Source organism: Rhizobium sp. 01T444 (genome assembly GCF_056398305.1).
On record NZ_JBFTPD010000001.1, the window covers coordinates 276,354 to 298,658 of the forward strand.

The window sequence follows — 22,305 nt, forward strand, 5'->3', positions numbered from 1 at the left end:
GCGGATATGGATACCGGCAGCAGCAGAAATACATTGGCATTCGACGTGACGCACCGGCTGGTGCTGTCGATCGCCATTCCGATGACGCTCGGCTTCATGACCACGCCGCTGCTCGGTATTACCAATACCGCCGTCGTCGGCCATATGGGCGATCCGGAAGCGCTGGCGGGGCTGGCGATCGGCGCCATGCTGTTCGACCTCATCATGGGCAGCTTCAATTTCCTGCGGGCGTCCACAACCGGACTGACGGCGCAGGCGCTCGGGCGGCGTGACGCGCATGAGCAGCAGGCCGTCTTCTGGCGGGCGATCGTCTCGGCGCTCGGCTCCGGTCTGGCACTTCTGATGCTATCACCGCTGTTGATCCTGATCGGGCTGAAGCTGATGGGGGCGGAGGGGCGGATTGCCGAGGCGACCAGCACCTATTTCTCGATCCGCATTCTCGCCGCACCGGCAGCGCTTGCCAATTACGCCCTTCTCGGCTTCGTCCTCGGCCGCGGTCAGGGTCGGACAGGGCTGCTGCTGCAGGCGCTGATCAACGGCATCAATATCCTGCTTTCCATCTATCTCGGGCTTTCGCTCGACTGGGGCGTTTCAGGCGTCGCCTGGGGCACGATGGCGGGCGAAACGGCGGGCGCGCTTGCCGGTCTTTTCATCGTGCTGCGCAGTTTCGACAAAGCGTATCGGCCAAGTCGGATGGAGGTCTTTTCGCGGAGCAAGCTCGCCGAACTCTTCGCGCTGAACCGCGACATCCTGATCCGCACCTTCGTGCTGATCGGCTCATTCGCGATCATGACCCGCATCGGCACCAGCTTCGGCGCCATAACACTGGCGGCCAATGCCGTGCTGATGAACTTCTTCCTGCTGTCGGGCTATTATCTCGACGGCCTTGCCAATGCCGCCGAGCAGATCACCGGCCGGGCGATCGGCGCGCAATACCGGCCCGCCTTCGACCGCGGTTTGAGACTCACGATCCTCTGGTCCTTCGGGCTGGCGGCGATCATTTCCGGCTTCTTCTATTTTGCCGGCCCCACTCTGATTTCAGTGTTGACCAATTCGCCCGAGGTGCAGGCGGCGGCCGAGACCTATCTGCCCTGGGCGGCGGTCACGGGGCTGACAGGTGCGCTCGCCTTCCTGATGGACGGGGTCTTCATCGGCGCGACCTGGTCCGTCGACATGCGCAACCGGATGCTGATGTCCTTTGCAGGATATCTCGCCATGCTCGCCGTCTTCGTGCCGCTCTTCGGCAATCATGGCCTATGGCTGGCGATGAATGCCTTCCTTCTGTTTCGCGGCTTCTTCCTGGCGGTGCTGATCAAGCCGCGGGCGGCTCAGACGTTTCGTGCCGCCCAGTAATCGACGCGGCTATCCCTGAGATTGCGGATCGAGGTAACCTTTTCGCGGTCGAGCAGCTTCGAAAGACCGCGAACGATCGTGCCGGGAAGGCCCGGGCCTTCATAGACCATGCAGGAATAGAGCTGCACGAGATCTGCCCCTGCCCTGACCTTCTCCAGCGCCGTTTCGGCCGAGGAGACGCCGCCGACACCGATGATCGGCAGGGCCGGACCGACACGTTTGCGCATCTTGGCAAGCACAGCGGTGGATTTCTCGAAGAGCGGTGCGCCGGAAAGGCCGCCGGCCTCCTTCGCCTGGAGCCGATCCTTCAGGCCATCGCGCGAAAGCGTCGTATTGGATACGATGAGACCATCCAGCGCATGCGACAGCGCCTCCGCGGCAATGTCATCCATGCCCTCTTCGGTAAGATCAGGGGCGATCTTCAGGAAGACCGGGATTTTTCGGCCAGCCTTTTCAGCTTCCTCGTCGCGTGCCGTCAGCACGGCCGACAAAAGTGCGGCGAGGCTTTCGCGTGCCTGCAGATCGCGCAGGCCCGGCGTATTAGGCGAGGAAATATTGGCGGTGAAATAGCGGGCGACCGAATAGAAGCGGCGGATGCCGGCGACATAATCGGCGATACGGTCCTCGCTGTCCTTGTTGGCACCTATATTGACGCCAATAATGCCGGCGCGGCCGATCTGCGACAGACGGCGGAAGGCCGCTTCATGGCCTTCATTGTTGAAGCCAAGGCGGTTGATGACGCCTTCATCCTCCACCAGGCGGAAGATGCGCGGGCGCGGATTGCCCGATTGCGGCTTCGGTGTAACGGTGCCGATCTCAGTAAAGCCGAAACCGAGCTTCAGCAGTGCCTCCGGCACTTCCGCGTTCTTGTCATAGCCTGCCGCCATACCGAGCGGATTGGCAAAGTCGAGACCAGCAACGGTCTGGCGCAGACGCGGATCCGGCGCGATGCGGCACGCGGGCACGACGCCCGATTTCAGTGCCGCGATCGACATGCCGTGCGCGGTTTCCGGATCGAAGAGGAAGAGGCCGCGGCGGGCGATGCGCTTGAAGGGATCGATCACGGTGCAAGCTCCGGAAAAATATGGGTACCGGCATCGTCGACCAACAAAGGCGCTTCCCAGAGTACGGCCGAAAGCGGCAGATCGGCATAAAGATGCGGGAAGAGCGCACCGCCCCGCGAGGGTTCGAAGACCAGCTTGTCACCGAAATTACGGCCATCGATGGCGACGAGGACAAGGCCGGTCTGGCCGGCAAAATGCAGGGCTGCCGTCTGCTTGACCTGGTCTGCCGTCGAGAAATGGATGAAGCCGTCCTTCTGATCGATGCCGGCGCCATGAAAAACGCCGGTTTGTCTGGCTTCCTGCCAGAGCGCCTCCGGCACGATCTTGTAAAGGGTCGGTGTCGCGGTCATGATGATCCCGTTGGCTGGCCTTGTTGAGAGGGGGCTGGCCTTCCTGATGAGGGCTTTGCCCCAAAGAGACGGCGATGTCCACGCCTGCGGGCGCAAAAACGGACAGGCACCAGGCTTTGCGGAGGATGAGACGATGAAGGCATTTGCAATCATGCTTGCCGCCGGTCTTCTGCCGCTTGCGGCATTGGCGGCGGAGCCAGACGCAGCCCGCTTCCAGCTCGAGCGCAGCGGCGACCATTTCGTGCGCCTCGACCGGCAGACGGGGGCGATGTCGCTCTGCACCGAAAAAGACGGGGCGCTGGTCTGCCGCATGGCGGCCGATGAACGCGCCGCCTATGAGGACGAACTCGACCGGCTTGCCGATCGGGTGAGCGCGCTGGAGAAGAATACAGCCGCCCGGCCCGCCTTGCCGACGGATGCGGAAGTCGACCGCTCGATCGGCATCATGGAGCGGATGATGCGCAGTTTCATGGGTATAGTTCGGGAATTCCAGGCGGAAGACAAGGCCAATCCCCTTCCGCAGCGGAGTTGATCTGGTTATATTCATATAAGTGGAGAGTCATGTTCGTGCGGGGGAGCCGGACAGGACTGACGGGATCGAGCTCTTGGGAGGGAGTTTTCGATGCAGGAACAGACCATCATCATCGCTGATGACCACCCGCTTTTCCGTGACGCATTGCGGCAGGCGGTGACCGGCATGGAAGGACGGCAGGAGATCGTCGAAGCCGGGGATTTCTCCGCGGCAAGAACTGCTGCGGGAGAGCACCCGGATGCTGACCTGATGCTGCTCGATCTTGCCATGCCCGGAGTCAGCGGTTTTTCCGGCCTGATGGCGCTGCGCTCCGAATTCGTCAGCCTGCCGATCGTCATCATCTCGGCAACCGATGACACCACGACAATCCGCCGGGCGCTGGAGCTCGGCGCTTCCGGTTTCATTTCGAAATCCTCAGGCATCGAGGATATCCGCCGCGGCATCCTGACAGTGCTCGCGGGCGACATTGCCACGCCGGAGAGCTATCGCGATGGACAGGAGCAGGACCCCGATGTCGCCGACCTCATCCATCGCCTGCATACGCTGACACCGCAGCAGAGCCGGGTGCTGACCATGCTCGGCGAAGGACTCCTAAACAAGCAGATCGCCTACGAACTCGGCGTTTCCGAAGCGACGATCAAGGCGCATGTCTCGGCAATCCTCCTGAAGCTCAACGTCGACAGCCGCACGCAGGCGGTCATCCAGCTCGGCAAGATCAATATGGCGATGGTCGCCTGAGCCTGCGCCCTACAGCATCCGCCCGAAAAATCGGAATCGATTTTCGGAAGGCCTGATGCGCAGATTTAAACAGTTAGAGCGTCCTTTGTGCGTCCGAATGGACGCACGGCGCTCTAAGGGGACAGGATTTTATTCCTCATTTTCACTTTACTCGGGGAAGTACCTCGGTTAATCTGCCGGCGATAGAAAGCGGCCGGATGGACCGCGGAACCGGACGCATATGCTGTCACATGACCAGATCTGGGGAGCGATCGACAGGCTTGCCGAAGGGCATGACCTGACGCCGTCCGGTCTTGCGCGGCGGGCGGGGCTCGATCCGACCTCCTTCAACAAATCCAAGCGGCTCTCGGCAGACGGGCGCCTGCGCTGGCCTTCGACGGAATCCATCGCCAAGGTGCTGGAGGCGACGGGGGCGAGCATGGAGCAGTTCCTTGGCTTCATGCGGCCGGCGGGTGCCGCCGCCGCCAGCCTGCCGGACAGTATTTTTGCCTCACAGGGAAGCTCCATTCCCCTGCTCGGCTTTGCACAGGCGGGCGCTGGCGGCTTTTTCGACGATGGCGGTTTTCCTGCGGGCCAAGGCTGGGATGTGGTGGAATTTCCGGCTGGCCCCTCGCAGAAGGCTGGCGTCTATGCGCTCGAGGTACAGGGCGAAAGCATGATGCCGCTCTATCGCGACGGCGATGTGCTGATAGTGGAGCCCGGTGCGCAAGTGCGCCGCAACGACCGCGTCGTCGTCAAGACACGCGAGGGCGAGGTCATGGCCAAGGTGCTTCTGCGTCAGAGCCCGCGCTCCATCGAACTTTTGTCGCTCAATCCCGAACATCCTAACCGGACGATCGAGCTTTCCGACGTCGAATGGATTGCCCGCATCATCTGGGCCAGCCAATAGGAAAATAATCATGCGCCCTGCAGCCTTCATCACAGGTATCGCGGGGATGGCGACTGTGGTTGGCCTGCTCTTGGCCGGGCAAGCGCGGCTCGATGGAAGCGAGGGCCTGTCATCCAACGCCGATGCCGGAAGCGTAGCCGCGGCGCTGCCCGATACGACCGCCGATGTGGCAAAACCGCCTGTATCGATCACAGACGAAGATGCTGAATTGATCGCTCGGGCAACGGAGCCTGCGCCAACCGAGCCGGCGGCGGCTCCATCCGGAAACACAGCAGAGGCCTCTTCCGAAAATGCGCCAGCGGATGCAATGGCGCAAAGCGCTCCTGCGCCGACTGAGACGCCATCAACTGCGCCTGCTGGAAAGGACAGCGTGGAACTGCTGCGGCCGACAGTGGAGAGCGCCGGCATCCTCTCCTTCGGCAAACGCAGGCTGCAGATTGCCAATGTCATCGAGACGCCCGCCGACAAGAGCTGCGGCTCGGATGGCAAGCAGTGGCCATGCGGCATGATGGCGAAGACGGCGCTGCGGCTTTACCTGCGCAACCGCACGATCGATTGCGACCTGCCTTCCGATGCGTGGGAGGACATGGCGAGTGCGGCCTGCCGGCTGGGGCAGCAGGATATCGGCACATGGCTGGTTGAAAACGGCTGGGTGGAGGCACAGCCGGGTTCACGGCTTGTCGCTGCCGGCGAAAAAGCAAAACAGGCAAAGCAAGGCATTCACGGCGAGGATCCGCGCCGCAGGCCGGCGGCTACACCCCGGCCCGAAACGGCCGCTCCCTTGTAATAAAGACCGCCAATTCCTAATCTCCGCTCATCGAAGAGGGAATCAGACATGAACAAGCCGCTTTCCGCCCATGACGCGCTGATCTATGTGATGGTGATGGCATCCGCCGTCGACAGCACCATGAACGACCGGGAAATGGAGAGGATCGGTCAGCTCATCGGCTTCCTGCCGGTTTTCCGCGATTTCGACGACGACAATCTGATTTCCATCGCCCGCGACTGCGCCTCGCTGCTGGCAGGCCCCGAAGGGCTTGACGTCGTGCTGGAGACCGTTCGCGATACGCTGCCTGCCCGTCTCTATGACACGGCCTATGCACTGGCGGTCGAAGTCGCCTCGGCCGACCTTTCCGTCAAGGCCGAGGAACTGCGGCTGCTCAGCCTGCTGCGCGACCGTCTCGGCCTCGACAAGCTGACCTGCGCCGCCATCGAGCGCAGCGCGATCGCCCGCTTCCGCAAGGGCTGATTTCTGCTTTTCTTCACGCAATTCCAGACGCAAAACCGCTACACACTTTTGCTGGAATTGCTTTTCTTCACGCAATTCCGGACGCAAACCACTGCGCACTTTTGCTGGAATTGCTCTAGTACAGCCCGTAAGGGAAATAACGCAGATAGATTTCCTGCAGGCGGCCATTGCGCGAGAGCGTTGCCAGCGCATGGTCGATCGCTGCCGTCAGCACGCTATCGTTCTGGCGCAGCATGATCGTCATTCCCTCGCCCAGGAAATGCTCGGACATATAGGGACCGTCGAACAGGGCGCAGCATTTGTCCGAAGCTGACGAAGCGACCCAGAAGGAAAGTTGCAGCGCATCGGCAAAGGCGGCATCGATCTTGCGTTCCTTCAGGGCCGTCAGCAACGCTTCCTTGTTGTCGAAGGGCTGAGCTTTGATGGCGGGGAAGAAGGCAGCAAGCATCGCCTCATGCACGGTGCCCTTGACGACGCCGACGGAATGGCCAGCGAGGCCGGCAGCCGTTGTTCCGGTCACGGCGGCGCCCACGTTGCGGACGAAGCGGGCCGGCAGCATCAGATAAGGGCGGGAGAAGAGGAACTCGCGGCGCAGCTCGGGCGTGACGGCAAGGCCGGCAATGACGGCGTCACCCTGTAAGCCGGCGAGCGCCTTCTGCAGGTCGGCAAAGGGCAGCGCCTGGATCTGGCACTTATCAGCGATCTCCAGCTCGGTGCAGATCTCGCGAGCCAGATCGACGTTGAAGCCGGAGAGCTTGCCGTTCTGGTCGGTGAAATTGAAGGGCGGAAAGTCCACCGAGGTCAGGAAACGCAGGCGCACGAGCGAGGATAGATCCGGCTTCGCCAGACGCTCGCGGGAATCGAAAAGCAGCGGCACGGACAGGCCCGATTGCTGCGCAAAAGCGGAAAAAGCCGAAAGCAGTACAACCGAAAATAGGCAAAGGACGAAAATCCCTCTGAGGGCCAGAAACGCCGGTCTAGATTGCACCATGATAACCTGCCTCGGGAATAAGAGCGGCGCTTGCCACAGGCCGAGATGTAACAGAATCACGCCCAACGGGGAATATAGCGTGGCGGGCGACAGACTGCGATCGGACAGAATTGCGATACGCGCAGGCCTTCAAAGCAAGCCTTTCGGAAGACTCGGCCCCGCGCCAGTCGCAAAAAAATTCCGCATAAATTGCACTTTTCGAACACCCAAGCACAAATGACAACTATGCCCCAAAAATTTACGGGCAATCCTGCGAGCCCGTTAGCGCGGAATTAAGCAATATCCGATCTTATTTGTTGCGACGACACCGACCTCACCGGCCGACCGCATGATGCGCATGTCGAACCTCCCAAGGTATCTCCCACACCGCAATACCGAAGAATTGTTCTGCAACAAATGATTTCAAAAGCACCGGGTCCGCAACACACCCGGCCAATCGGGTGACATTTCCATGCTGAAACATCTGAAAATCCGCACAAAAGTCATATCGGTCGTGGCGCTCCTGGGGCTGATCACCATGGCCGGATTGGTCTATGTCATGTCCGAGTTCCGCCAAGCGGACGCGACTTACAGCGCCTTCATCGATCATGAGGCGCTGGCCTCCATGCAGAGTGCGCGCGCCAGCGCATCGATCGTCGCCTCGGTGCTGCAAGTGAGTCTGCTTGCCGATATGAAGCCCGATACGCCGGCATTCCAAACAGCGCTCGCCACACCGAGCAAGCTGCCGCAGGCACGCGACCGCATGAAGCAGGCGCTGACACTTGTGCCCAGCCGCAAGGCGGCGATCGATGAAATCCAGGCCGGTATCGATGAAATCGAAACGCTGGCGAACAAGATCATCGAGCAGAGCAAGGCCAAGGACAGCGCCGGCGCCCTGGCGAATGTCGCCCTGATCAATGCCAAGCTCAACGCACTGACGCCGAAGATGATCGCCAACAATGATGCGATGATGGCGATGCTCAACGACGGCGGCGACGCTCTTTCGGCTGCCGTTAACCAGCGGATCGTCTTCTGTTTCATCCTGATCGGCATTGCGGTTCTCGCCGCTGTCGGCATCAGCGTGGCCGTGGCGCAGATCGGCATCGCCGGCCCCATGATGCAGCTGCGCCTGCGCATGACGCGGCTTGCCGAAGGCGATACCGCGAGCGAGATCAGCGGTCTCGACCGCGGCGACGAGGTCGGCCAGATGGCAAAGGCCGTCTCGATCTTCCGCGACAACGCGATCGAGCGTGCCCAGATCGAGGCGCGCGCGGAAGCCGACCGCAGCCTCAGCGACAACGAGCGCCGTGAACGCGAAGCGCAGAAGGCCGCGGAAGCCGCCGATCTCGAGCGTGCGGTCAATGCGCTCGGAGACGGCCTGCGCCGGCTCTCGGCGGGCGACCTCCTCTCACATATCGAAACGCCTTTCGTCGCGCATCTCGACGCGCTGCGCCAGGATTTCAACAATTCGGTCGAGAAGCTCAACGAGACCCTGCACGCAGTCGGTTCCAACGCCCGTGCCATCAGCGCCGGCGCCAACGAGATCCGGTCGTCTGCCGACGAGCTTTCGAAGCGCACCGAGCAGCAGGCCGCTTCCGTCGAAGAAACGGCAGCAGCCCTCGAAGAGATCACCATAACGGTGAAGGACGCGGCAAAGCGTGCCGAAGAGGCAAGCCAACTCGTCGCCCGCACCCGCCTTGGCGCCGAGAAATCCGGCGACGTCGTCCGCAAGGCGGTCGCTGCCATGCATCAGATCGAGCAGTCCTCCGTCGAGATCGGCAATATCATCGGCGTCATCGACGATATCGCCTTCCAGACGAACCTGCTGGCGCTGAACGCCGGTGTCGAGGCAGCGCGTGCCGGTGAAGCCGGCAAGGGTTTTGCGGTCGTCGCACAGGAAGTGCGTGAACTCGCCCAGCGCTCTGCAAACGCCGCCAAGGAAATCAAGGCGCTGATCAACACATCCGGCACGCATGTGCAGACCGGCGTCTCGCTGGTCGGCGAAACCGGCAAGGCGCTCGATGCGATCGTCCACGAGGTGCAGGAGATCAACCAGCACGTCCATGCGATCGCCGAAGCCGCCCGCGAGCAGTCGACCGGCCTGCAGGAGATCAATACAGCCGTCAACACCATGGATCAGGGCACCCAACAGAATGCCGCCATGGTCGAGGAATCCACCGCGGCAAGCCATAGCCTTGCCACGGAAGCGACGGCGCTCAACAACCTGCTCGGCCAGTTCCGCCTGACAGGCACCGGCGGCTTCGTTGCAAGCGCGCCGATCTCGACCGCACCGGCCGCGCCGCGCGCTGGCGCACGGCCGGCTGCCAGAGCTCCGGTCCGCGTTGCCGAAAGCACCGCACGCCCGAAGGCTTCGCCCGCCCGCGCCCTCGGCCAGAAGATAGCCAGCGCTTTCGGCGTGAACAACGCTGCCCCCGCCAGCAGCCAGGAAGCTGACTGGACGGAGTTCTGAGCTGATGACATGATTGAATGAAAATGGGCGGCTTCGGCCGCCCATTTTCGTTTCAGGTCCTTCAGGCTGGTGGACGCCAGCCGACTTCGACAAGAAGGTTGCCGGGCGCGGTGCAATAGAAGAGCCAGCCGCCGCGAATGGCGGCCGGTGGTCCTGAGACAGCGGCATCATCTGTCACCAGACGGCCATGAAGCCGATCGACATCCAATCTTTCGGTGAGGATGAAGCCGATATGATAGGTCTGCCGCTGCAGCTCCACCTGATCGGCACCGCCGAATTTCGGCAGCGGGCGGCTCAAGACGATCTCCGTTCCCTGGTCGTCATGAAGGATCGCCCGGCCGATCCGTTCGTTCATCTCCCGCAATTCCAGACTGAAATAACGCAGGAAGAAATCCGCCGTAGCGGCAATATCGGGCACGTAGAAATCAAGATGGTTCAAACGCATGAATGTCTCCTTTGAGAATAAAATCCCGGAGGAGTGCGTCTTTTAACGCTCCGCATGCCGCCGGGACCCCGCATTCGCATGCGGGCCACGTCGCGGGTTCTCGTGTGAAACACGGAGCAGAGCTTCCGATGATGGAAGGGACCGGGCTTACCTCATCCGGTCCTGCCTTTTTCGACAGCATCGCTCTACCAGATAGCGCCACGAGCGGCAATCAGATCAATCGGACGGTTGGCGCGAACGATCACAACCTTTACCCGGGCACTTCTCGAAGGGTTGAAGACGCGCGCACCGTTTGTATCGTGAGCTTTCGGCGATTTGCGGTACAATAGCACCGTGCTGCGGAAAGAAAGGCTTCCAATATGAAACTGATCGCACTTGGCCTGATCGGCGCGCTGGCGCTCGCTGGCTGCACGACTGTCGAATATACCGGTCCCGGCATCGAGCCTATTCCCGGCAGCATCACCTACAACGGCCAGCCGCGCACCAAACTGACAAAGTCGCCGATCGGCTCGACCTTCCCGCACAATTTCATCGACCAGTACGGCCGGCAGGTCGAGGAGACCTATATCATCCGCCCGGATCGCACGCTGGCGATCGCTCACCGCCAGTACCGGCCGATCAACATTTTCGGAAGAGATTGACGGGCAGAGAGAATTCAGCTTGCTGCAGACATCATGTTTGCATGCTCATCCGCCGGCCTTCTACTTTCGAGATCGCAGCTTGATGACCGTCGCAATTCCGAACTGTATGCAGCATACGACCATAACCGTATATACGAGCCCTGGGGGCTCAAAGACGTAGATAAGTCCCCACGCCACCGCAACGAATGCGATGTAAAGATATAATGGTGTGAAACCGGATCTGCTCGATCTTGCAGTTCCTTTTCCGACGACAGAACCCGGCGCCGGCTGCTGTATCTTTCCCGGGGGCGGATCCGCCCAGGTCAATTTTACCGGACTGAGCCCGAAATTTGTCCCGAGTCCCGCGAAGAGCTTTCGTAGCTCCTCCGATTTTTCAGGATCTTCTTCCTCTAAAATGTCGACTTCGCGACGTCCGAACGGCGGCACCAATGCCTCAGGCAGGGTCCACAGAAGATCCGACGCCTTATGGGTGCGCGCAAATTCTCGCAGCGTTTCGGCTTCTTGAAGTGTTGCGCTGTCAACCTCTTCGCCGTTCCGTGGCTCCTGCCCGGGATAGAAAATCTCCGATCGGCTATAAAAACCTGCGTTAACGCGCTCTACCAGTCGCTTTAATGCTAAACTCTCTTCCCCAAAGAAGGCAGGATCTTCCAGCCGTTCCAGGGGTCCTGCTCGCCAGAAATAGCTTGCGGCTGTTGCCAGATCACAATCTGGCTGTGTCAGAATCCACTCGAACACATCTTCGGCGAAGTCGAAGTTTAGATCCTGTGCAATGGCGTGGCGAGCATCCGGAGACCGGCCGGTCAACCAGTCTATCATCGCCCGCTGTTCGGCATCGTAACTTTCAAACTTGTTGTCCATCACTCTCCCCGGCAATGACCGCCGCCTCATATCCCTTGTCGCTCCGCTGAGAGCCGTCGACCATTTCATTAAGTGTCATGTCCGCTACCGGCAAATTGCGGCAATGACGAGCCACTAAATGAGTTGGCCGCCTGTGTTATGAATGATTGTCTCTCTTGAATTACCCAAGGCATCTCACGCGAAAAGGTGCGGAAATACTGGTTACAAAAAATAAACATAGCCAGCTTCCAATGCGCGATTGACAATTGCCATAAACTAAAACCAATTCAGCATTAAGTTGCATTTACCTGCTTTTTGTAAGGCTCCCGCTTGCATGGCGATTGAAGACGTTTCCGAGAATTACGCAATTGGGTCATCTTGAGGCGTTCGGCGCTCGCGGACAGGTTGAATTTATGGATGTATCGAGGGGTGAGAAATGAAGGGCCAGGTTCGCAAAAAACTTCTCTGACGAGTTTTGGACGACAGGAAGCCCAGGCGCATTGGACATCGCTGGAAAAGTAGCTGGAGCGGGTGAAGGGAATCGAACCCTCGTATTCAGCTTGGGAAGCTGCTGCTCTACCATTGAGCTACACCCGCCTGATGGCTTGAGACTTCCAACAGATAGCCGCCGCTGTCAAGTGACGGCGCCATCGAGCATCAGATACGGAAATGCTTCGAAAGCTTGAGGCCCTGGGCCTGATAGTTGGAGCCGAGGCCTGAACCGTAGAGGCTCGACGGCTGTTCCTGCATGTGCTCGTAGATCAGGCGGCCGACGATCTGGCCGTCTTCCAAGATGAAGGGCACTTCGTGGCTGCGCACTTCCAGTACCGCACGGCTGCCGCGCCCGCCGGCCGGCGCATGGCCGAAGCCTGGATCGAAGAAGCCGGCATAGTGGACGCGGAACTCACCGACGAGCGGATCGAAGGGGGTCATTTCCGCCGCATAATGCGGGGGAACGTGCACGGCCTCACGCGAGACGAGGATGTAGAACTCATCCGGATCGAGGATCAACTCGGTGCGGCCGCGGCTGTAGAGTGGTTCCCAGAAATCGTAGATATCGTGCTGGGCCTTCTTGTCGACGTCGACGACGGCCGTGTGGTGTTTGCCGCGATAGCCGATCAAGCCTTCCTCGTCGCCCGTCAGATCGATCGACAGCGCAATGCCGCCGCCGGATACGTTCGGCTGCTTGGCGGCGACGAGCGTTTCCGTTGCGTGCAACTTCAAAAGCTCCGGCTCGCCCAGAACCGAATGGCCGACGCGGAAGCGGATCTGCGACAGGCGCGAACCGCGGCGCACGACGATCGGGAAGGTGCGAGGGCTGATTTCGAGATAGAGCGGGCCGGAATAGCCGGCCGGGATCTTGTCGAATTCCTGCGCGTAATCGGTGATGACGCGCGTGAAGATATCGAGGCGGCCGGTCGAGCTCTTCGGATTGGCCGAGGCCGACATGTCGGCCGGCAGATCGAGGCGCTCCATCAGCGGCACGATGTAGACGCAGCCCGTCTCCAGCACCGCGCCTTCGCTGAGGTCTATGACATGCAGGCTCAGCCGGTCGAGCTTGTCTGAGACGAGATGCGACGGGCCGGGCATGAAGCTGGCGCGCACCCGAAAAGCCTTGGCGCCCAGCCGCAGATCCAAGCTGGCGGGCTGGATCTGGTCGCGGTCCAGCTCGCGCTCGCTTTGAAGACGCCCCGTCTCAAACAGCGCGGCAATTGCGCGGTCGGCCAAAATTCCAGTTTCGCGAGCCATCATGCTCCATCCATAATTTGCAGCCGACAAAACCAAAGTCGGGGAATTGACGCAAGCTTAGAACGGCAGTATTGCAAATTTATCCCGTGGTGATTTGGCCGGTCGGCTTGCAGCCACGTTAAATAAGTGGCTAAAAAGACCGGGTTGAAAACCGGTCTGCATTTGCGGCCGGTTTTTTTGTTGTTTGAAAGTGGTGATGGCATGAGCAAGACCTGGCGCCCGGCAACCCAACTCGTCCACGGCGGAACGCTCCGCTCGCAATATGGCGAGACATCCGAGGCAATCTATCTCACGCAGGGTTTCGTCTACGATACGTCGGAAGCTGCGGAAGCGCGCTTCAAGGGCGAGACCGACGGTTTCATCTATGCGCGCTATGGCAGCCCCACCAATGACATGTTCGAAAAGCGCATGTGTATGCTGGAAGGCGCCGAAGACGCCCGCGCCACCGCTTCCGGCATGGCTGCAGTCACCGCCGCCATTCTCTGCCAGCTGAAGGCCGGCGATCATATCGTTGCCGCGCGCGCCCTCTTCGGCTCCTGCCGCTGGGTCGTCGAGACGCTGGCGCCGAAATACGGCATCGACTGCACGCTGATCGACGGTCGCGACCTCGAAAACTGGGAAAAGGCTGTTACCCCGAAGACCAAGGTATTCTTCCTGGAAAGCCCGACCAACCCGACGCTGGAAGTGATCGACATCGCCGGTGTCGCCAAGCTCGCCAACCAGATCGGCGCGAAGGTCGTCGTCGACAACGTGTTTGCGACGCCGCTCTTCCAGAAGCCGCTGGAACTCGGCGCCCATATCGTCGTCTATTCCGCGACCAAGCATATCGACGGCCAGGGCCGCTGCCTCGGTGGCGTCGTTCTCTCCGACAAGGAATGGATCGACGAGAACCTGCACGACTATTTCCGCCATACCGGTCCGGCCATGTCGCCCTTCAACGCTTGGACGCTCCTGAAGGGCATCGAGACGCTGCCGCTGCGCGTCAAGCAGCAGACGCAGAATGCAGCGGAGATCGCCGACTTCCTGGCCGATCAGGGCAAGGTCGCCAAGGTCATCTATCCCGGCCGCAAAGACCATCCGCAGGCCGATATCATCGCCAAGCAGATGTCCGGTGGGTCGACGCTCGTCTGCTTCGAGCTCAAAGGTGGCAAGGAAGCTGCCTTCGCGCTGCAGAACGCGCTTGAGATCGTCAAGATTTCCAACAATCTCGGCGACTCCAAGAGCCTGATCACGCATCCGGCCACGACCACGCACAAGAACCTGACGGACGAGGCTCGCGCCGAACTCGGCATCTCGCCGGGCACGGTGCGCCTGTCGGCCGGCATCGAGGATACGGACGATCTGATAGAAGATTTCGCCCGCGCTCTGGCGAAGGTTTCGGCCTGACCATCAAGGCACGGCCGTCGGCAGACGCTGCGGCCGTCGCATTTGCCTTGAATTTAACACTGAGAGTTAGGCTTAATGAACGAAAGGCGGTCCAACCGGGGGTGGTGAGGCCGCGATCACTGTACCGTTTCTTGACGGCAGAGGCCTCTTATAAGATACGGGTAACATATCCTGACTAAGGTGTAAGGCATGTATCGCGCCCTCACACGAGATATCGAAGTCGTTGTCGAGCCGTTTTATCTGGAGGAGCAATCCGATCCGGATGACGATCGCTATGTCTGGGGTTACCGTGTGGTCATCAGCAACAATTCCGGCATCGCCGTACGTCTCGTCAACCGCTACTGGAACATTACCGACCAGAACGGGCAGATCGACGAGGTCAGCGGCCCCGGCGTCGTCGGCGAGCAGCCGCGGCTGCAGCCAGGTGACACCTATGAATATTCGTCGGGCTGCCCGCTGGATACGCCGTCCGGCCTGATGTTCGGCCACTACCAGATGGAGACGGACGAAGGCGAGACGTTCGATGTCGACATACCCGCCTTCTCTTTGGATTCACCCGGCCTGCTCAGGGTATTGAACTAGAGCCTGCCCCATTCTCCGCGCACTCACTCCGCCGCCGCAACTTCCTGCACCGGGAAGCGGTAGGTCGTGGAGCAGAATTCGCAGGTGACCGAGATCTCGCCATTTTCCTGGCTCGCCTCGATTTCCTCGGCGCTGAAGCCCTTCAGCACGCCGCCGATCTTTTCCCGTGAACAGCTGCAACGATCGAAGACGGCGCGCGGATCGTATACGCGCACGCCGCGTTCGTGAAAGAGGCGAAAGAGCAGGCGTTCGGTGCCAACAAGCGGATCGGTCAGTTCATCGGCATCCACGGTTTCAACGAGCGAGCGGGCTTCCGTCCAGGCATCATCCTCAACATGGGCGCGCGCAGCCGTGTCGCCATCACCGCCGTGAAGATCGGGCCGGCGCATACGCTCCGGCGCTTCCGGCAGGAATTGGGCGACGAGGCCCCCTGCCCGCCAGCGGTGACGCGGCTTACCGTTCTCGTCGCGGTCGAAGAGCTCGGCTGCGGCAAGGCGCACGCGCGTCGGGATCTGCTCCGACTGGCGGAAATAGACACCTGCAATGTCTTCCAGCGAGGTACCGTCAAGTGCCACGATACCCTGATAGGGCTGGCTGAACTTGCCCTGATCAATGGTGAAGGCGAGAACGCCCTTGCCGAGAAGCTGTTCCGGCTCCGTTTCGCCAGCCGCGATCGCCTTATCGAGCAAGGCCTGGTCGAAGCGAGCGTAGGCCCGTACATTTTCCGGCGTGGAGAAATCGGCAACCAAGAGATCGACGGGACCGTCGCTCTTGGTCTGGACAGTGAATTTGCCCTCGAACTTCAGCGAGGTGCCGAGCAGCACCGTGAGCACCACCACCTCCGCCAGAAGGCGGGCGACGGGCGTGGGATAATGGTGGCGTTCGAGGATTGAATCCAGCATTGGGCCGAGCTGGACAGCGCGACCGCGCACATCCAGCCCTTCCACCTGGAAGGGGACGACATGATCATCGCCGGCGAAATCGAACTCGCCGAGGGCGGCGGCAGCTTCTGCCATGGCTTTCACTCCTGTTTTGTCAGAGCAGCCGGCCAGCGCACCGGCTGCTTGCGCAGCCGCGAGTTTGGAACTCGCGACATCCGATTATGGTTCAGATCGCGCCCAGGCACCAAGCAAGAATCGACTTCTGCGCATGAAGACGGTTTTCCGCTTCATCGAAGACCACGGATTGCGGGCCATCGATCACTTCGTCCGTCACCTCCTCACCGCGGTGAGCGGGGAGGCAGTGCATGAACAATGCGTCTTTGCCGGCCTGCGCCATCAAATGCGCATTGACCTGATAAGGCTGGAAGACATTGTGACCGCGAGCCCGATGTTCCTGATTCATGGAGACCCAGGTATCGGTCACCACGCAATCGACGCCGGCGACCGCACGGTCAGCATCATGGTAAAGCATGATTTCGGCGCCCTCATTGCGGGCCCAGTTCAGATAGTGATCCTTCGGCTCGGAACCAAGGGGTACTGCCATGTTCATGCGGTAGCCGAAACGGGCAGCCCCCTCCACCAGGGAATGCAGCACGTTGTTGCCGTCACCCGTCCAGGCGATCGTCTTGCCCTTGATTGGGCCGCGATGCTCTTCAAAGGTCATGATATCGGCCATGATTTGGCAGGGATGGGTATCGTCCGTCAGCGCGTTGATGACCGGCACGGTCGCATGCTCAGCGAGCTCCAGCATACGGTTGTGGTCGGTCGTGCGGATCATGATCGCGTCGACATAGCGCGACAGAACCTTGGCGGTGTCGCCGATCGTTTCGGCGCGGCCGAGCTGCATTTCAGTGCCCGATAAGAACAAGGTCTCGCCGCCGAGCTGGCGCATGCCGACATCGAAGGAGACGCGGGTTCGCGTGGACGGCTTCTCGAAGATCATGGCGAGCATCTTGCCGGCGAGCGGCTTGTCGGCCGTGCCGGCCTTGAAAGCCTGCTTTCGCAGCTTGGCATCGTCCATGATGGTTCTGAGGTCGGATCCGGTGACGGCGGAAAGATCGAGGAAGTGTTTGGGGGAAGCCATTGTTCGTTACCTGCTACGCCCGCCGGCGGGCGGGGCATTGTCCTATCAAGCGGTCTTCTTGACCTTGGCGGCACGGATGTTTTCGGCAGCGCGTTCGAGACGGGAAAGACCCTCGCGCGCCTCCTCGGCGGTTACGACCAGCGGCGGCAGCAGGCGGATGACATTATCGCCTGCCGGGATCGCCAGAAGATGGGCTGCGCGGATTTCCTTCAGCAGCTCTGCCGAGGGAATGGCAGCCTTGACGCCGAGCAACAGCCCTTCGCCCCTGATATCTTCGATCACGTCGGGATAGCGATCCTTGAGCGATGCAAGGCCCTGGCGGAAGACGAGAGTGACATCACGCACATGCTGCAGGAAGCCCTCGGCCAGGATGACATCGAGCACCGCGTTACCGACAGCCATGGCCAGCGGGTTGCCGCCATAGGTGGAACCATGCGTGCCCGCCTTCATGCCGGAAGCGGCCTCTGCCGTCGCAAGGCAGGCGCCGAGCGGAAAGCCGCCGCCGATGCCCTTGGCAACCGCCATGATGTCGGGCGTCATACCCGACCATTCATGAGCGAAGAGCTTGCCGGTACGGCCCACGCCGGTCTGCACCTCGTCGAGGATCAGCAGCAGGCCATGCTCATCGCAGAGCTGGCGGAGCGCTTTCATGAATTCGGACGTTGCCGGGCGGACACCGCCCTCGCCCTGCACCGGCTCGATGAGGATGCCGGCGGTCTTGTCGGTAATAGCGGCACGGACAGCCTCGACATCGCCAAAGGGCACCTGATCGAAACCAGGGGTCTTCGGGCCGAAACCTTCGAGATATTTCTCTTGGCCGCCGGCGGCGATGGTCGCCAGCGTACGGCCGTGGAAGGCGCCTTCGAAAGTAATGATGTGGAAGCGCTCCGGATGCCCCTTGGAGAACTGATAGCGGCGCGCAGTCTTGATGGCGCATTCGAGAGCCTCGGCGCCTGAATTGGTGAAGAACACCTTGTCGGCGAAAGTGGCATCCGTCAGACGCTTGGCGAGCTTCTCCTGCCCCGGCACTTCATAAATATTGGAGAGATGCCAGACCTTGTCGGCCTGATCCTTGAGAGCGGCCACAACGTGCGGATTGCCATGCCCCACGGAGGTAACGGCAACGCCCGCGCCGAAATCCAGATATCGCTCGCCCGTTTCGGTGATCAGCCACACGCCCTCGCCTCGCTCGAACCGCAGCGGGGCACGAGAATAGGTATCATAAAGCGGCGAGGCTTCAGCCATGGCGCAATCTCCTGGTCAGGCTCTAAGGCAACGGACTCCGGCTAAGAAAACCAGGCCCGAAAAATCAAAAATGCCGCCTTGCGGCGGCAGGAAGCACTATTTACTTTTCGCACTGCAATGTCAACAAAACTGAGGATTTAGCACATGCGTCAAGCCTCAAATCAGACTTGCAGGTCTATCAACAGCTAATGTTGCAGAAATGACTCTCCGGGGAAGCAAGTTGGGGAAAACCCCGAATTCGGATTCATCGGATTCACGCGACTCTTGTCACAGAGTCAGGCTCACACTAGGTTAAAGTTCAATTACTAGACTGCATGCGGCGGAACTAGTCACCAAAATTGATCAGGCGTTTCTTGCTTCGGAGACTTCCGAGGCAACGGTGAGGGATTCTGCCATCACCAACGCGAAAGGTGGAGACAGGGCAATGAACTGGACAGACGAGCGTGTCGAGAAGCTCAAGAAGCTTTGGTCAGAGGGGCTGAGCGCCAGCCAGATCGCTGCGCAGCTTGGCGGAGTGAGTAGAAACGCTGTTATCGGCAAGGTTCACCGGCTCAGTCTTCCCGGCCGCGCCAAGGCCGGCGGCACGGCAACCGCTGCGCGCGCAACGAAGCGCAATACGTCGGCTCCGCGCGCCCCGAACTATGCGTCTCGCATCACCACCCGCACCGTTACCCGCCAGCAGGGCGCAACGATGCTGAAGGAAGAGATCGAGATCGAAACGGTCGAGGAAATGGAATACGTGCCGGCCAAGAATGTGGTCGTGCCGATTTCACGCCGCCTTGGCCTGACGGAACTGACGGAGCGCACCTGCAAGTGGCCGGTCGGCGATCCGCTGAAGGACGACTTCTACTTCTGCGGCTGCGACTCCCCGGATTCCTCGCCCTATTGCAACTATCACCAGCGCCTCGCCTACCAGCCGGTCAGCGAACGCCGCAAGGCTGTCCGGGTCGCCTGACCCGCGATCTTCCAACAGACGCAACGTGCCATCACCCCTCCTCGCCTATGCGCGGAGGGGTGATTTTTTTAGCCGGCACAGGAGGACTGGAAAACCGCTCCTGACCACGACTATCTGCCGGAGGCCGATCTCTGCCGGTCGTTCACCATGCCTGACAATGCGAAGTTACGTGGCCAACACCACCGATGTGTTTCAGCCCCAGGCTGGCATGGAACGGTGGTCATGGCGCTGTAACGCGATTTTCTGATGCAGATGCGGTATTCTCGTGGAGTAGCACGGCGCAAACAGTCGGTCAGGGGTGCCAATGGAGATCGATCCAAAGCGGATGACAATGGGGTTCGTCGGGACGGGCACGATTACCGAGGCCGTCGTCACCGGATTGGGCAAGACAGCGTTTCGCGACACACCGATCGTGCTGTCACCGCGCAGCGCAAGCGTCGCCGCCCGCCTTGCGGCGGCAAACCGGAATGTGTCGATCGCTTTGGGGAACCAGGATGTTCTCGACCGATCCGATCTCGTATTTGTGGCGGTGAGGCCGCAAATTGCCGAGGAGGTCATCCGCTCGCTCCGATTTCGGCCGGGCCACCATGTCATCAGCTTCGTCGCGGCCACGCCAATGGATCAACTGCTGGCGTGGATCGATCAGCCAGTTCGCCTGAGCCTGGCAATTCCACTTCCGTTCATCGCAGATCTTCAGGGCGCGACTGCGATCTACCCGCCCGACGAGGTTTCCCACGCCCTCTTTTCGGCGCTCGGAACGGCGATCCAGGTTGAAAACAGACCTGAGTTCGAACTTCTCGCGGTGGCGAGCTGCCTGATGGCCACCTATTTCGGCATCCTGGACGCGACGTCGACCTGGCTGCAGAGCCAAGGGCTTTCGAGAACGGCTGGCGACGCCTACCTCCGTCAATTGTTTTCCGGCCTCGCCCATGCTGCCCGTTCGAAACCTGTCGCGAGTTTTGATGAACTCATCGGCGAGCATTCGACCAAGGGCGGATTGAATGAACAGGTGCTCGAAGACTTTCGCGATTTCGGTGGCGCTGTGGCTCTGCAAAAGGCTCTTGATCGAGTTCTTGCACGCATTCGTCTGTAGAAAGCAAACCCTCTTGAAGTTCGCTTTCGGCGCCTAGTGTCGGCTTCCAGAAGAAGCTGTGCTTCGCCGAGACAGGTCGCTTCAAGCTCGACGGACAGGGCGGGCCTACCCATCGCTGTTTCTTCAGAAGGACACCAGATAAGCAAACGGGCCGCCCGGCAAGCGAGCGACCCGTCTGGACCTCCGATCACTCGGATCAGGCTTCCATGGAATATCCCGCGCCGCGGACGGTGCGGATGACATCCTGCATGTTGGAGAAGTTCAGCGCCTTACGCAGGCGCCCGACATGGACGTCGACGGTACGTTCGTCCACGTAGATATCGTGGCCCCAGACGCCATCCAGAAGCTGCGAGCGGGAGAAGACCCTGCCCGGCGACGACATCAGGAATTCGAGCAGGCGGAATTCGGTCGGGCCGAGGCGCACTTCGCGGCTCTTGCGATGAACGCGATGGGTTTCGCGATCGAGCTCGATATCACCACACTTCAGAACGGTGGAGAGAACCTCCGGACGGGCGCGTCGCAGCATCGCCTTGACGCGGGCAACGAGTTCCGGCGTGGAGAAGGGCTTGACGACATAGTCGTCCGCGCCGGTCGAGAGACCGCGAACGCGTTCGCTCTCTTCGCCGCGTGCCGTCAGCATGATGATCGGCAGGCGCTCGGTCTCCGGCCGCATGCGCAGCCGGCGGCAGAGTTCGATGCCGGAAACGCCCGGCAGCATCCAGTCAAGGATGAGCAGGTCCGGCGTGCGCTCCTGAAGCCGGATTTCGGCCTCGTCGCCACGGAGGATCGTATCCACCTCGAAACCTTCAGCCTCGAGGTTGTAGCGGAGAAGCACACTCAGCGCCTCTTCATCTTCAACAACTGCAACTCTTGGGATCATGCGTGTCAGTCTCCTAATGCATGATCCTTAAACCGGGGGTGATTTAAGCAACGGACCATGCAGAAACTTGGAATTGGCTGCGACCTTTGCGCGCCCCAGCGCAGGGCGCGCACGCAATTGGCAGGTCCGGATTACTCCGTCACCGCACCGACGGTATTGGAGCTGTCGTCCTTCGGACGCTCACCCTCCGGCTGGGCGCCGGTTGCCATGTAATAGATCGTCTCAGCGATGTTGGTCGCATGATCGCCGATGCGCTCGATGTTCTTGGCGCAGAAGAGAAGATGCGTGCAGCTCGTGATGTTGCGCGGATCTTCCATCATGTAGGTGAGGAGTTCGCGGAACAGCGAGGTGTACATCGCGTCGATCTCGTCGTCGCGCTCGCGGATGGACTTGGCCTTGTCCGCAGAACGCGTCGTATAGACGTCGAGCACTTCCTTGAGCTGGACGAGCGCCAGTTCGGAGAGATGCTCGAGACCGCGGGCGAGCTTGCGCGGAACGCCGGTGCTCTGGACGGCGATGACGCGCTTTGCGGTGTTCTTGCCGAGGTCGCCGACACGCTCGAGGTCGGCGGCGATGCGGATCGAACCCATGATCTCGCGAAGGTCGGAGGCCATCGGCTGGCGACGGGCGATCGTGACGATCGCCTTGTCGTTGATTTCGCGTTCCGCGTGATCAAGGATCACGTCGTCGGAAATGACCTTCTGGGCGAGCGCAGTGTCGCCGTTGACCAGCGCACGGACGGCCTCGCCGACCATCTGTTCGGCAAGACCACCCATCTCGGAAATGCGCCGGGACAGGAATTTCAGATCGTCATCGTAAGCGGAAAAAATATGTGTCGATGCCATGGGGCTT

General features: G+C 60.6%; 23 protein-coding genes, 1 tRNA gene and 1 riboswitch. Of the genes, 12 read left to right on the top strand and 12 right to left on the bottom strand.

Annotated features, from left to right (window positions below):
* Window positions 1-6 precede the first annotated feature (6 nt).
* Entirely contained in the window at window positions 7-1,353 is a 1,347-nt protein-coding gene (locus AC1DTN_RS01315; RefSeq protein WP_477919658.1) for an MATE family efflux transporter, read from the top strand.
* Here AC1DTN_RS01315 and AC1DTN_RS01320 read toward each other — a convergent pair.
* Entirely contained in the window at window positions 1,329-2,417 is a 1,089-nt protein-coding gene (locus AC1DTN_RS01320) for a quinone-dependent dihydroorotate dehydrogenase (RefSeq protein WP_477919660.1), read from the bottom strand. The genes AC1DTN_RS01315 and AC1DTN_RS01320 overlap by 25 nt on opposite strands.
* Complete coding sequence (locus AC1DTN_RS01325; RefSeq protein ID WP_477919662.1) at window positions 2,414-2,767, bottom strand: DUF952 domain-containing protein; 354 nt, start codon at window positions 2,765-2,767, stop codon at window positions 2,414-2,416. The genes AC1DTN_RS01320 and AC1DTN_RS01325 overlap by 4 nt, the downstream gene beginning before the upstream one ends.
* 133 nt (window positions 2,768-2,900) lie before the next feature.
* Here AC1DTN_RS01325 and AC1DTN_RS01330 point away from each other — a divergent pair, with 133 nt between their 5' ends.
* From AC1DTN_RS01330 to AC1DTN_RS01350, 5 genes are all read left to right on the top strand, one after another.
* Window positions 2,901-3,299, top strand: coding sequence for a hypothetical protein (locus AC1DTN_RS01330; RefSeq protein ID WP_439014028.1), 399 nt, complete (start codon window positions 2,901-2,903; stop codon window positions 3,297-3,299).
* 90 nt (window positions 3,300-3,389) lie between these two features.
* The gene (locus AC1DTN_RS01335) at window positions 3,390-4,037 is read left to right on the top strand and encodes a response regulator (protein WP_477919664.1); all 648 of its coding nucleotides are present in this window, start codon (window positions 3,390-3,392) and stop codon (window positions 4,035-4,037) included.
* Window positions 4,038-4,257: 220 nt separating this feature from the next.
* Entirely contained in the window at window positions 4,258-4,926 is a 669-nt protein-coding gene (locus tag AC1DTN_RS01340) for a S24 family peptidase (protein WP_037101171.1), read from the top strand.
* Between the two features lie 10 nt (window positions 4,927-4,936).
* Window positions 4,937-5,713 carry a thermonuclease family protein gene (locus AC1DTN_RS01345; RefSeq protein ID WP_477919666.1) on the top strand — a complete coding sequence of 259 codons (777 nt, stop codon included), beginning with the start codon at window positions 4,937-4,939 and terminating at the stop codon, window positions 5,711-5,713.
* Window positions 5,714-5,761: 48 nt separating this feature from the next.
* Complete coding sequence (locus tag AC1DTN_RS01350; protein WP_007821246.1) at window positions 5,762-6,175, top strand: tellurite resistance TerB family protein; 414 nt, start codon at window positions 5,762-5,764, stop codon at window positions 6,173-6,175.
* A gap of 115 nt (window positions 6,176-6,290) precedes the next feature.
* On the opposite strand, the gene AC1DTN_RS01355 is transcribed toward AC1DTN_RS01350, so the two are convergent.
* Window positions 6,291-7,166 carry a transporter substrate-binding domain-containing protein gene (locus AC1DTN_RS01355; protein WP_477919667.1) on the bottom strand — a complete coding sequence of 292 codons (876 nt, stop codon included), beginning with the start codon at window positions 7,164-7,166 and terminating at the stop codon, window positions 6,291-6,293.
* Window positions 7,167-7,617: 451 nt separating this feature from the next.
* On the opposite strand from AC1DTN_RS01355, the gene AC1DTN_RS01360 reads away from it, so the two are divergent.
* Window positions 7,618-9,615, top strand: a complete 1,998-nt coding sequence (locus tag AC1DTN_RS01360) for a methyl-accepting chemotaxis protein (protein WP_439014025.1) — start codon at window positions 7,618-7,620, stop codon at window positions 9,613-9,615.
* Between the two features lie 61 nt (window positions 9,616-9,676).
* On the opposite strand, the gene AC1DTN_RS01365 is transcribed toward AC1DTN_RS01360, so the two are convergent.
* On the bottom strand, window positions 9,677-10,060 hold the full coding sequence (locus tag AC1DTN_RS01365) for a VOC family protein (protein ID WP_439014024.1): 384 nt from the start codon (window positions 10,058-10,060) through the stop codon (window positions 9,677-9,679).
* Window positions 10,061-10,419: 359 nt separating this feature from the next.
* Between AC1DTN_RS01365 and AC1DTN_RS01370 the strand changes: the two genes are divergently transcribed.
* Window positions 10,420-10,701, top strand: coding sequence for a hypothetical protein (locus AC1DTN_RS01370; protein ID WP_113322929.1), 282 nt, complete (start codon window positions 10,420-10,422; stop codon window positions 10,699-10,701).
* 60 nt (window positions 10,702-10,761) lie between these two features.
* Here AC1DTN_RS01370 and AC1DTN_RS01375 read toward each other — a convergent pair whose 3' ends face one another.
* The 3 genes from AC1DTN_RS01375 to AC1DTN_RS01385 all read right to left on the bottom strand — a co-directional run bounded on the left by AC1DTN_RS01375 (window position 10,762) and on the right by AC1DTN_RS01385 (window position 13,290).
* Window positions 10,762-11,559, bottom strand: a complete 798-nt coding sequence (locus tag AC1DTN_RS01375) for a DUF4274 domain-containing protein (RefSeq protein ID WP_477919670.1) — start codon at window positions 11,557-11,559, stop codon at window positions 10,762-10,764.
* A gap of 502 nt (window positions 11,560-12,061) precedes the next feature.
* Window positions 12,062-12,135 (bottom strand) — tRNA-Gly (locus tag AC1DTN_RS01380).
* A 60-nt stretch (window positions 12,136-12,195) separates the two neighbouring features.
* Window positions 12,196-13,290 carry a 2'-deoxycytidine 5'-triphosphate deaminase gene (locus tag AC1DTN_RS01385; protein ID WP_477919672.1) on the bottom strand — a complete coding sequence of 365 codons (1,095 nt, stop codon included), beginning with the start codon at window positions 13,288-13,290 and terminating at the stop codon, window positions 12,196-12,198.
* A gap of 73 nt (window positions 13,291-13,363) precedes the next feature.
* A riboswitch (SAM riboswitch) is annotated at window positions 13,364-13,442 on the top strand.
* Between the two features lie 46 nt (window positions 13,443-13,488).
* Between AC1DTN_RS01385 and AC1DTN_RS01390 the strand changes: the two genes are divergently transcribed.
* Complete coding sequence (locus AC1DTN_RS01390; protein ID WP_477919673.1) at window positions 13,489-14,673, top strand: O-succinylhomoserine sulfhydrylase; 1,185 nt, start codon at window positions 13,489-13,491, stop codon at window positions 14,671-14,673.
* Window positions 14,674-14,862: 189 nt separating this feature from the next.
* Window positions 14,863-15,255: a Co2+/Mg2+ efflux protein ApaG gene (gene apaG, locus AC1DTN_RS01395; RefSeq protein ID WP_113322926.1), complete on the top strand. Its 393-nt coding sequence runs from the start codon at window positions 14,863-14,865 to the stop codon at window positions 15,253-15,255.
* 23 nt (window positions 15,256-15,278) lie between these two features.
* On the opposite strand, the gene AC1DTN_RS01400 is transcribed toward apaG, so the two are convergent.
* From AC1DTN_RS01400 to AC1DTN_RS01410, 3 genes are all read right to left on the bottom strand, one after another.
* Window positions 15,279-16,271 (bottom strand): Hsp33 family molecular chaperone, encoded by a 993-nt coding sequence (locus tag AC1DTN_RS01400; protein WP_113322925.1) that lies wholly within the window; start codon window positions 16,269-16,271, stop codon window positions 15,279-15,281.
* A 91-nt stretch (window positions 16,272-16,362) separates the two neighbouring features.
* On the bottom strand, window positions 16,363-17,280 hold the full coding sequence (gene argF, locus AC1DTN_RS01405) for an ornithine carbamoyltransferase (protein WP_007821265.1): 918 nt from the start codon (window positions 17,278-17,280) through the stop codon (window positions 16,363-16,365).
* 45 nt (window positions 17,281-17,325) lie between these two features.
* Window positions 17,326-18,525 carry an acetylornithine transaminase gene (locus AC1DTN_RS01410; protein ID WP_477919676.1) on the bottom strand — a complete coding sequence of 400 codons (1,200 nt, stop codon included), beginning with the start codon at window positions 18,523-18,525 and terminating at the stop codon, window positions 17,326-17,328.
* 424 nt (window positions 18,526-18,949) lie between these two features.
* Here AC1DTN_RS01410 and AC1DTN_RS01415 point away from each other — a divergent pair, with 424 nt between their 5' ends.
* Together AC1DTN_RS01415 and AC1DTN_RS01420 are read left to right on the top strand one after the other, a co-directional pair.
* Window positions 18,950-19,480, top strand: a complete 531-nt coding sequence (locus AC1DTN_RS01415; RefSeq protein WP_439014021.1) for a GcrA family cell cycle regulator — start codon at window positions 18,950-18,952, stop codon at window positions 19,478-19,480.
* Window positions 19,481-19,811: 331 nt separating this feature from the next.
* A complete protein-coding gene (locus AC1DTN_RS01420; protein ID WP_477919888.1) occupies window positions 19,812-20,573 on the top strand; it encodes a pyrroline-5-carboxylate reductase in 762 nt (253 codons plus the stop codon).
* A gap of 196 nt (window positions 20,574-20,769) precedes the next feature.
* On the opposite strand, the gene phoB is transcribed toward AC1DTN_RS01420, so the two are convergent.
* A complete protein-coding gene (gene phoB / locus AC1DTN_RS01425; protein WP_003570612.1) occupies window positions 20,770-21,453 on the bottom strand; it encodes a phosphate regulon transcriptional regulator PhoB in 684 nt (227 codons plus the stop codon).
* 131 nt (window positions 21,454-21,584) lie between these two features.
* Complete coding sequence (gene phoU / locus AC1DTN_RS01430; protein ID WP_007821274.1) at window positions 21,585-22,298, bottom strand: phosphate signaling complex protein PhoU; 714 nt, start codon at window positions 22,296-22,298, stop codon at window positions 21,585-21,587.
* Between the last annotated feature and the right edge of the window lie 7 nt (window positions 22,299-22,305).

Coding starts and splice junctions, on each gene's coding strand:
- AC1DTN_RS01345 (WP_477919666.1), top strand. CDS start 4,937: ATGCGCCCTGCAGCCTTCATCACAGGTATCGCGGGGATGGCGACTGTG.
- AC1DTN_RS01420 (WP_477919888.1), top strand. CDS start 19,812: ATGGGGTTCGTCGGGACGGGCACGATTACCGAGGCCGTCGTCACCGGA.
- AC1DTN_RS01375 (WP_477919670.1), bottom strand. CDS start 11,559: ATGGACAACAAGTTTGAAAGTTACGATGCCGAACAGCGGGCGATGATA.
- AC1DTN_RS01385 (WP_477919672.1), bottom strand. CDS start 13,290: ATGATGGCTCGCGAAACTGGAATTTTGGCCGACCGCGCAATTGCCGCG.
- AC1DTN_RS01365 (WP_439014024.1), bottom strand. CDS start 10,060: ATGCGTTTGAACCATCTTGATTTCTACGTGCCCGATATTGCCGCTACG.
- phoB (WP_003570612.1), bottom strand. CDS start 21,453: ATGATCCCAAGAGTTGCAGTTGTTGAAGATGAAGAGGCGCTGAGTGTG.
- AC1DTN_RS01315 (WP_477919658.1), top strand. CDS start 7: ATGGATACCGGCAGCAGCAGAAATACATTGGCATTCGACGTGACGCAC.
- AC1DTN_RS01355 (WP_477919667.1), bottom strand. CDS start 7,166: ATGGTGCAATCTAGACCGGCGTTTCTGGCCCTCAGAGGGATTTTCGTC.
- argF (WP_007821265.1), bottom strand. CDS start 17,280: ATGGCTTCCCCCAAACACTTCCTCGATCTTTCCGCCGTCACCGGATCC.
- phoU (WP_007821274.1), bottom strand. CDS start 22,298: ATGGCATCGACACATATTTTTTCCGCTTACGATGACGATCTGAAATTC.
- AC1DTN_RS01330 (WP_439014028.1), top strand. CDS start 2,901: ATGAAGGCATTTGCAATCATGCTTGCCGCCGGTCTTCTGCCGCTTGCG.
- AC1DTN_RS01340 (WP_037101171.1), top strand. CDS start 4,258: ATGCTGTCACATGACCAGATCTGGGGAGCGATCGACAGGCTTGCCGAA.
- AC1DTN_RS01325 (WP_477919662.1), bottom strand. CDS start 2,767: ATGACCGCGACACCGACCCTTTACAAGATCGTGCCGGAGGCGCTCTGG.
- AC1DTN_RS01335 (WP_477919664.1), top strand. CDS start 3,390: ATGCAGGAACAGACCATCATCATCGCTGATGACCACCCGCTTTTCCGT.
- AC1DTN_RS01410 (WP_477919676.1), bottom strand. CDS start 18,525: ATGGCTGAAGCCTCGCCGCTTTATGATACCTATTCTCGTGCCCCGCTG.
- AC1DTN_RS01400 (WP_113322925.1), bottom strand. CDS start 16,271: ATGGCAGAAGCTGCCGCCGCCCTCGGCGAGTTCGATTTCGCCGGCGAT.
- AC1DTN_RS01390 (WP_477919673.1), top strand. CDS start 13,489: ATGAGCAAGACCTGGCGCCCGGCAACCCAACTCGTCCACGGCGGAACG.
- AC1DTN_RS01415 (WP_439014021.1), top strand. CDS start 18,950: ATGAACTGGACAGACGAGCGTGTCGAGAAGCTCAAGAAGCTTTGGTCA.
- AC1DTN_RS01370 (WP_113322929.1), top strand. CDS start 10,420: ATGAAACTGATCGCACTTGGCCTGATCGGCGCGCTGGCGCTCGCTGGC.
- apaG (WP_113322926.1), top strand. CDS start 14,863: ATGTATCGCGCCCTCACACGAGATATCGAAGTCGTTGTCGAGCCGTTT.
- AC1DTN_RS01350 (WP_007821246.1), top strand. CDS start 5,762: ATGAACAAGCCGCTTTCCGCCCATGACGCGCTGATCTATGTGATGGTG.
- AC1DTN_RS01360 (WP_439014025.1), top strand. CDS start 7,618: ATGCTGAAACATCTGAAAATCCGCACAAAAGTCATATCGGTCGTGGCG.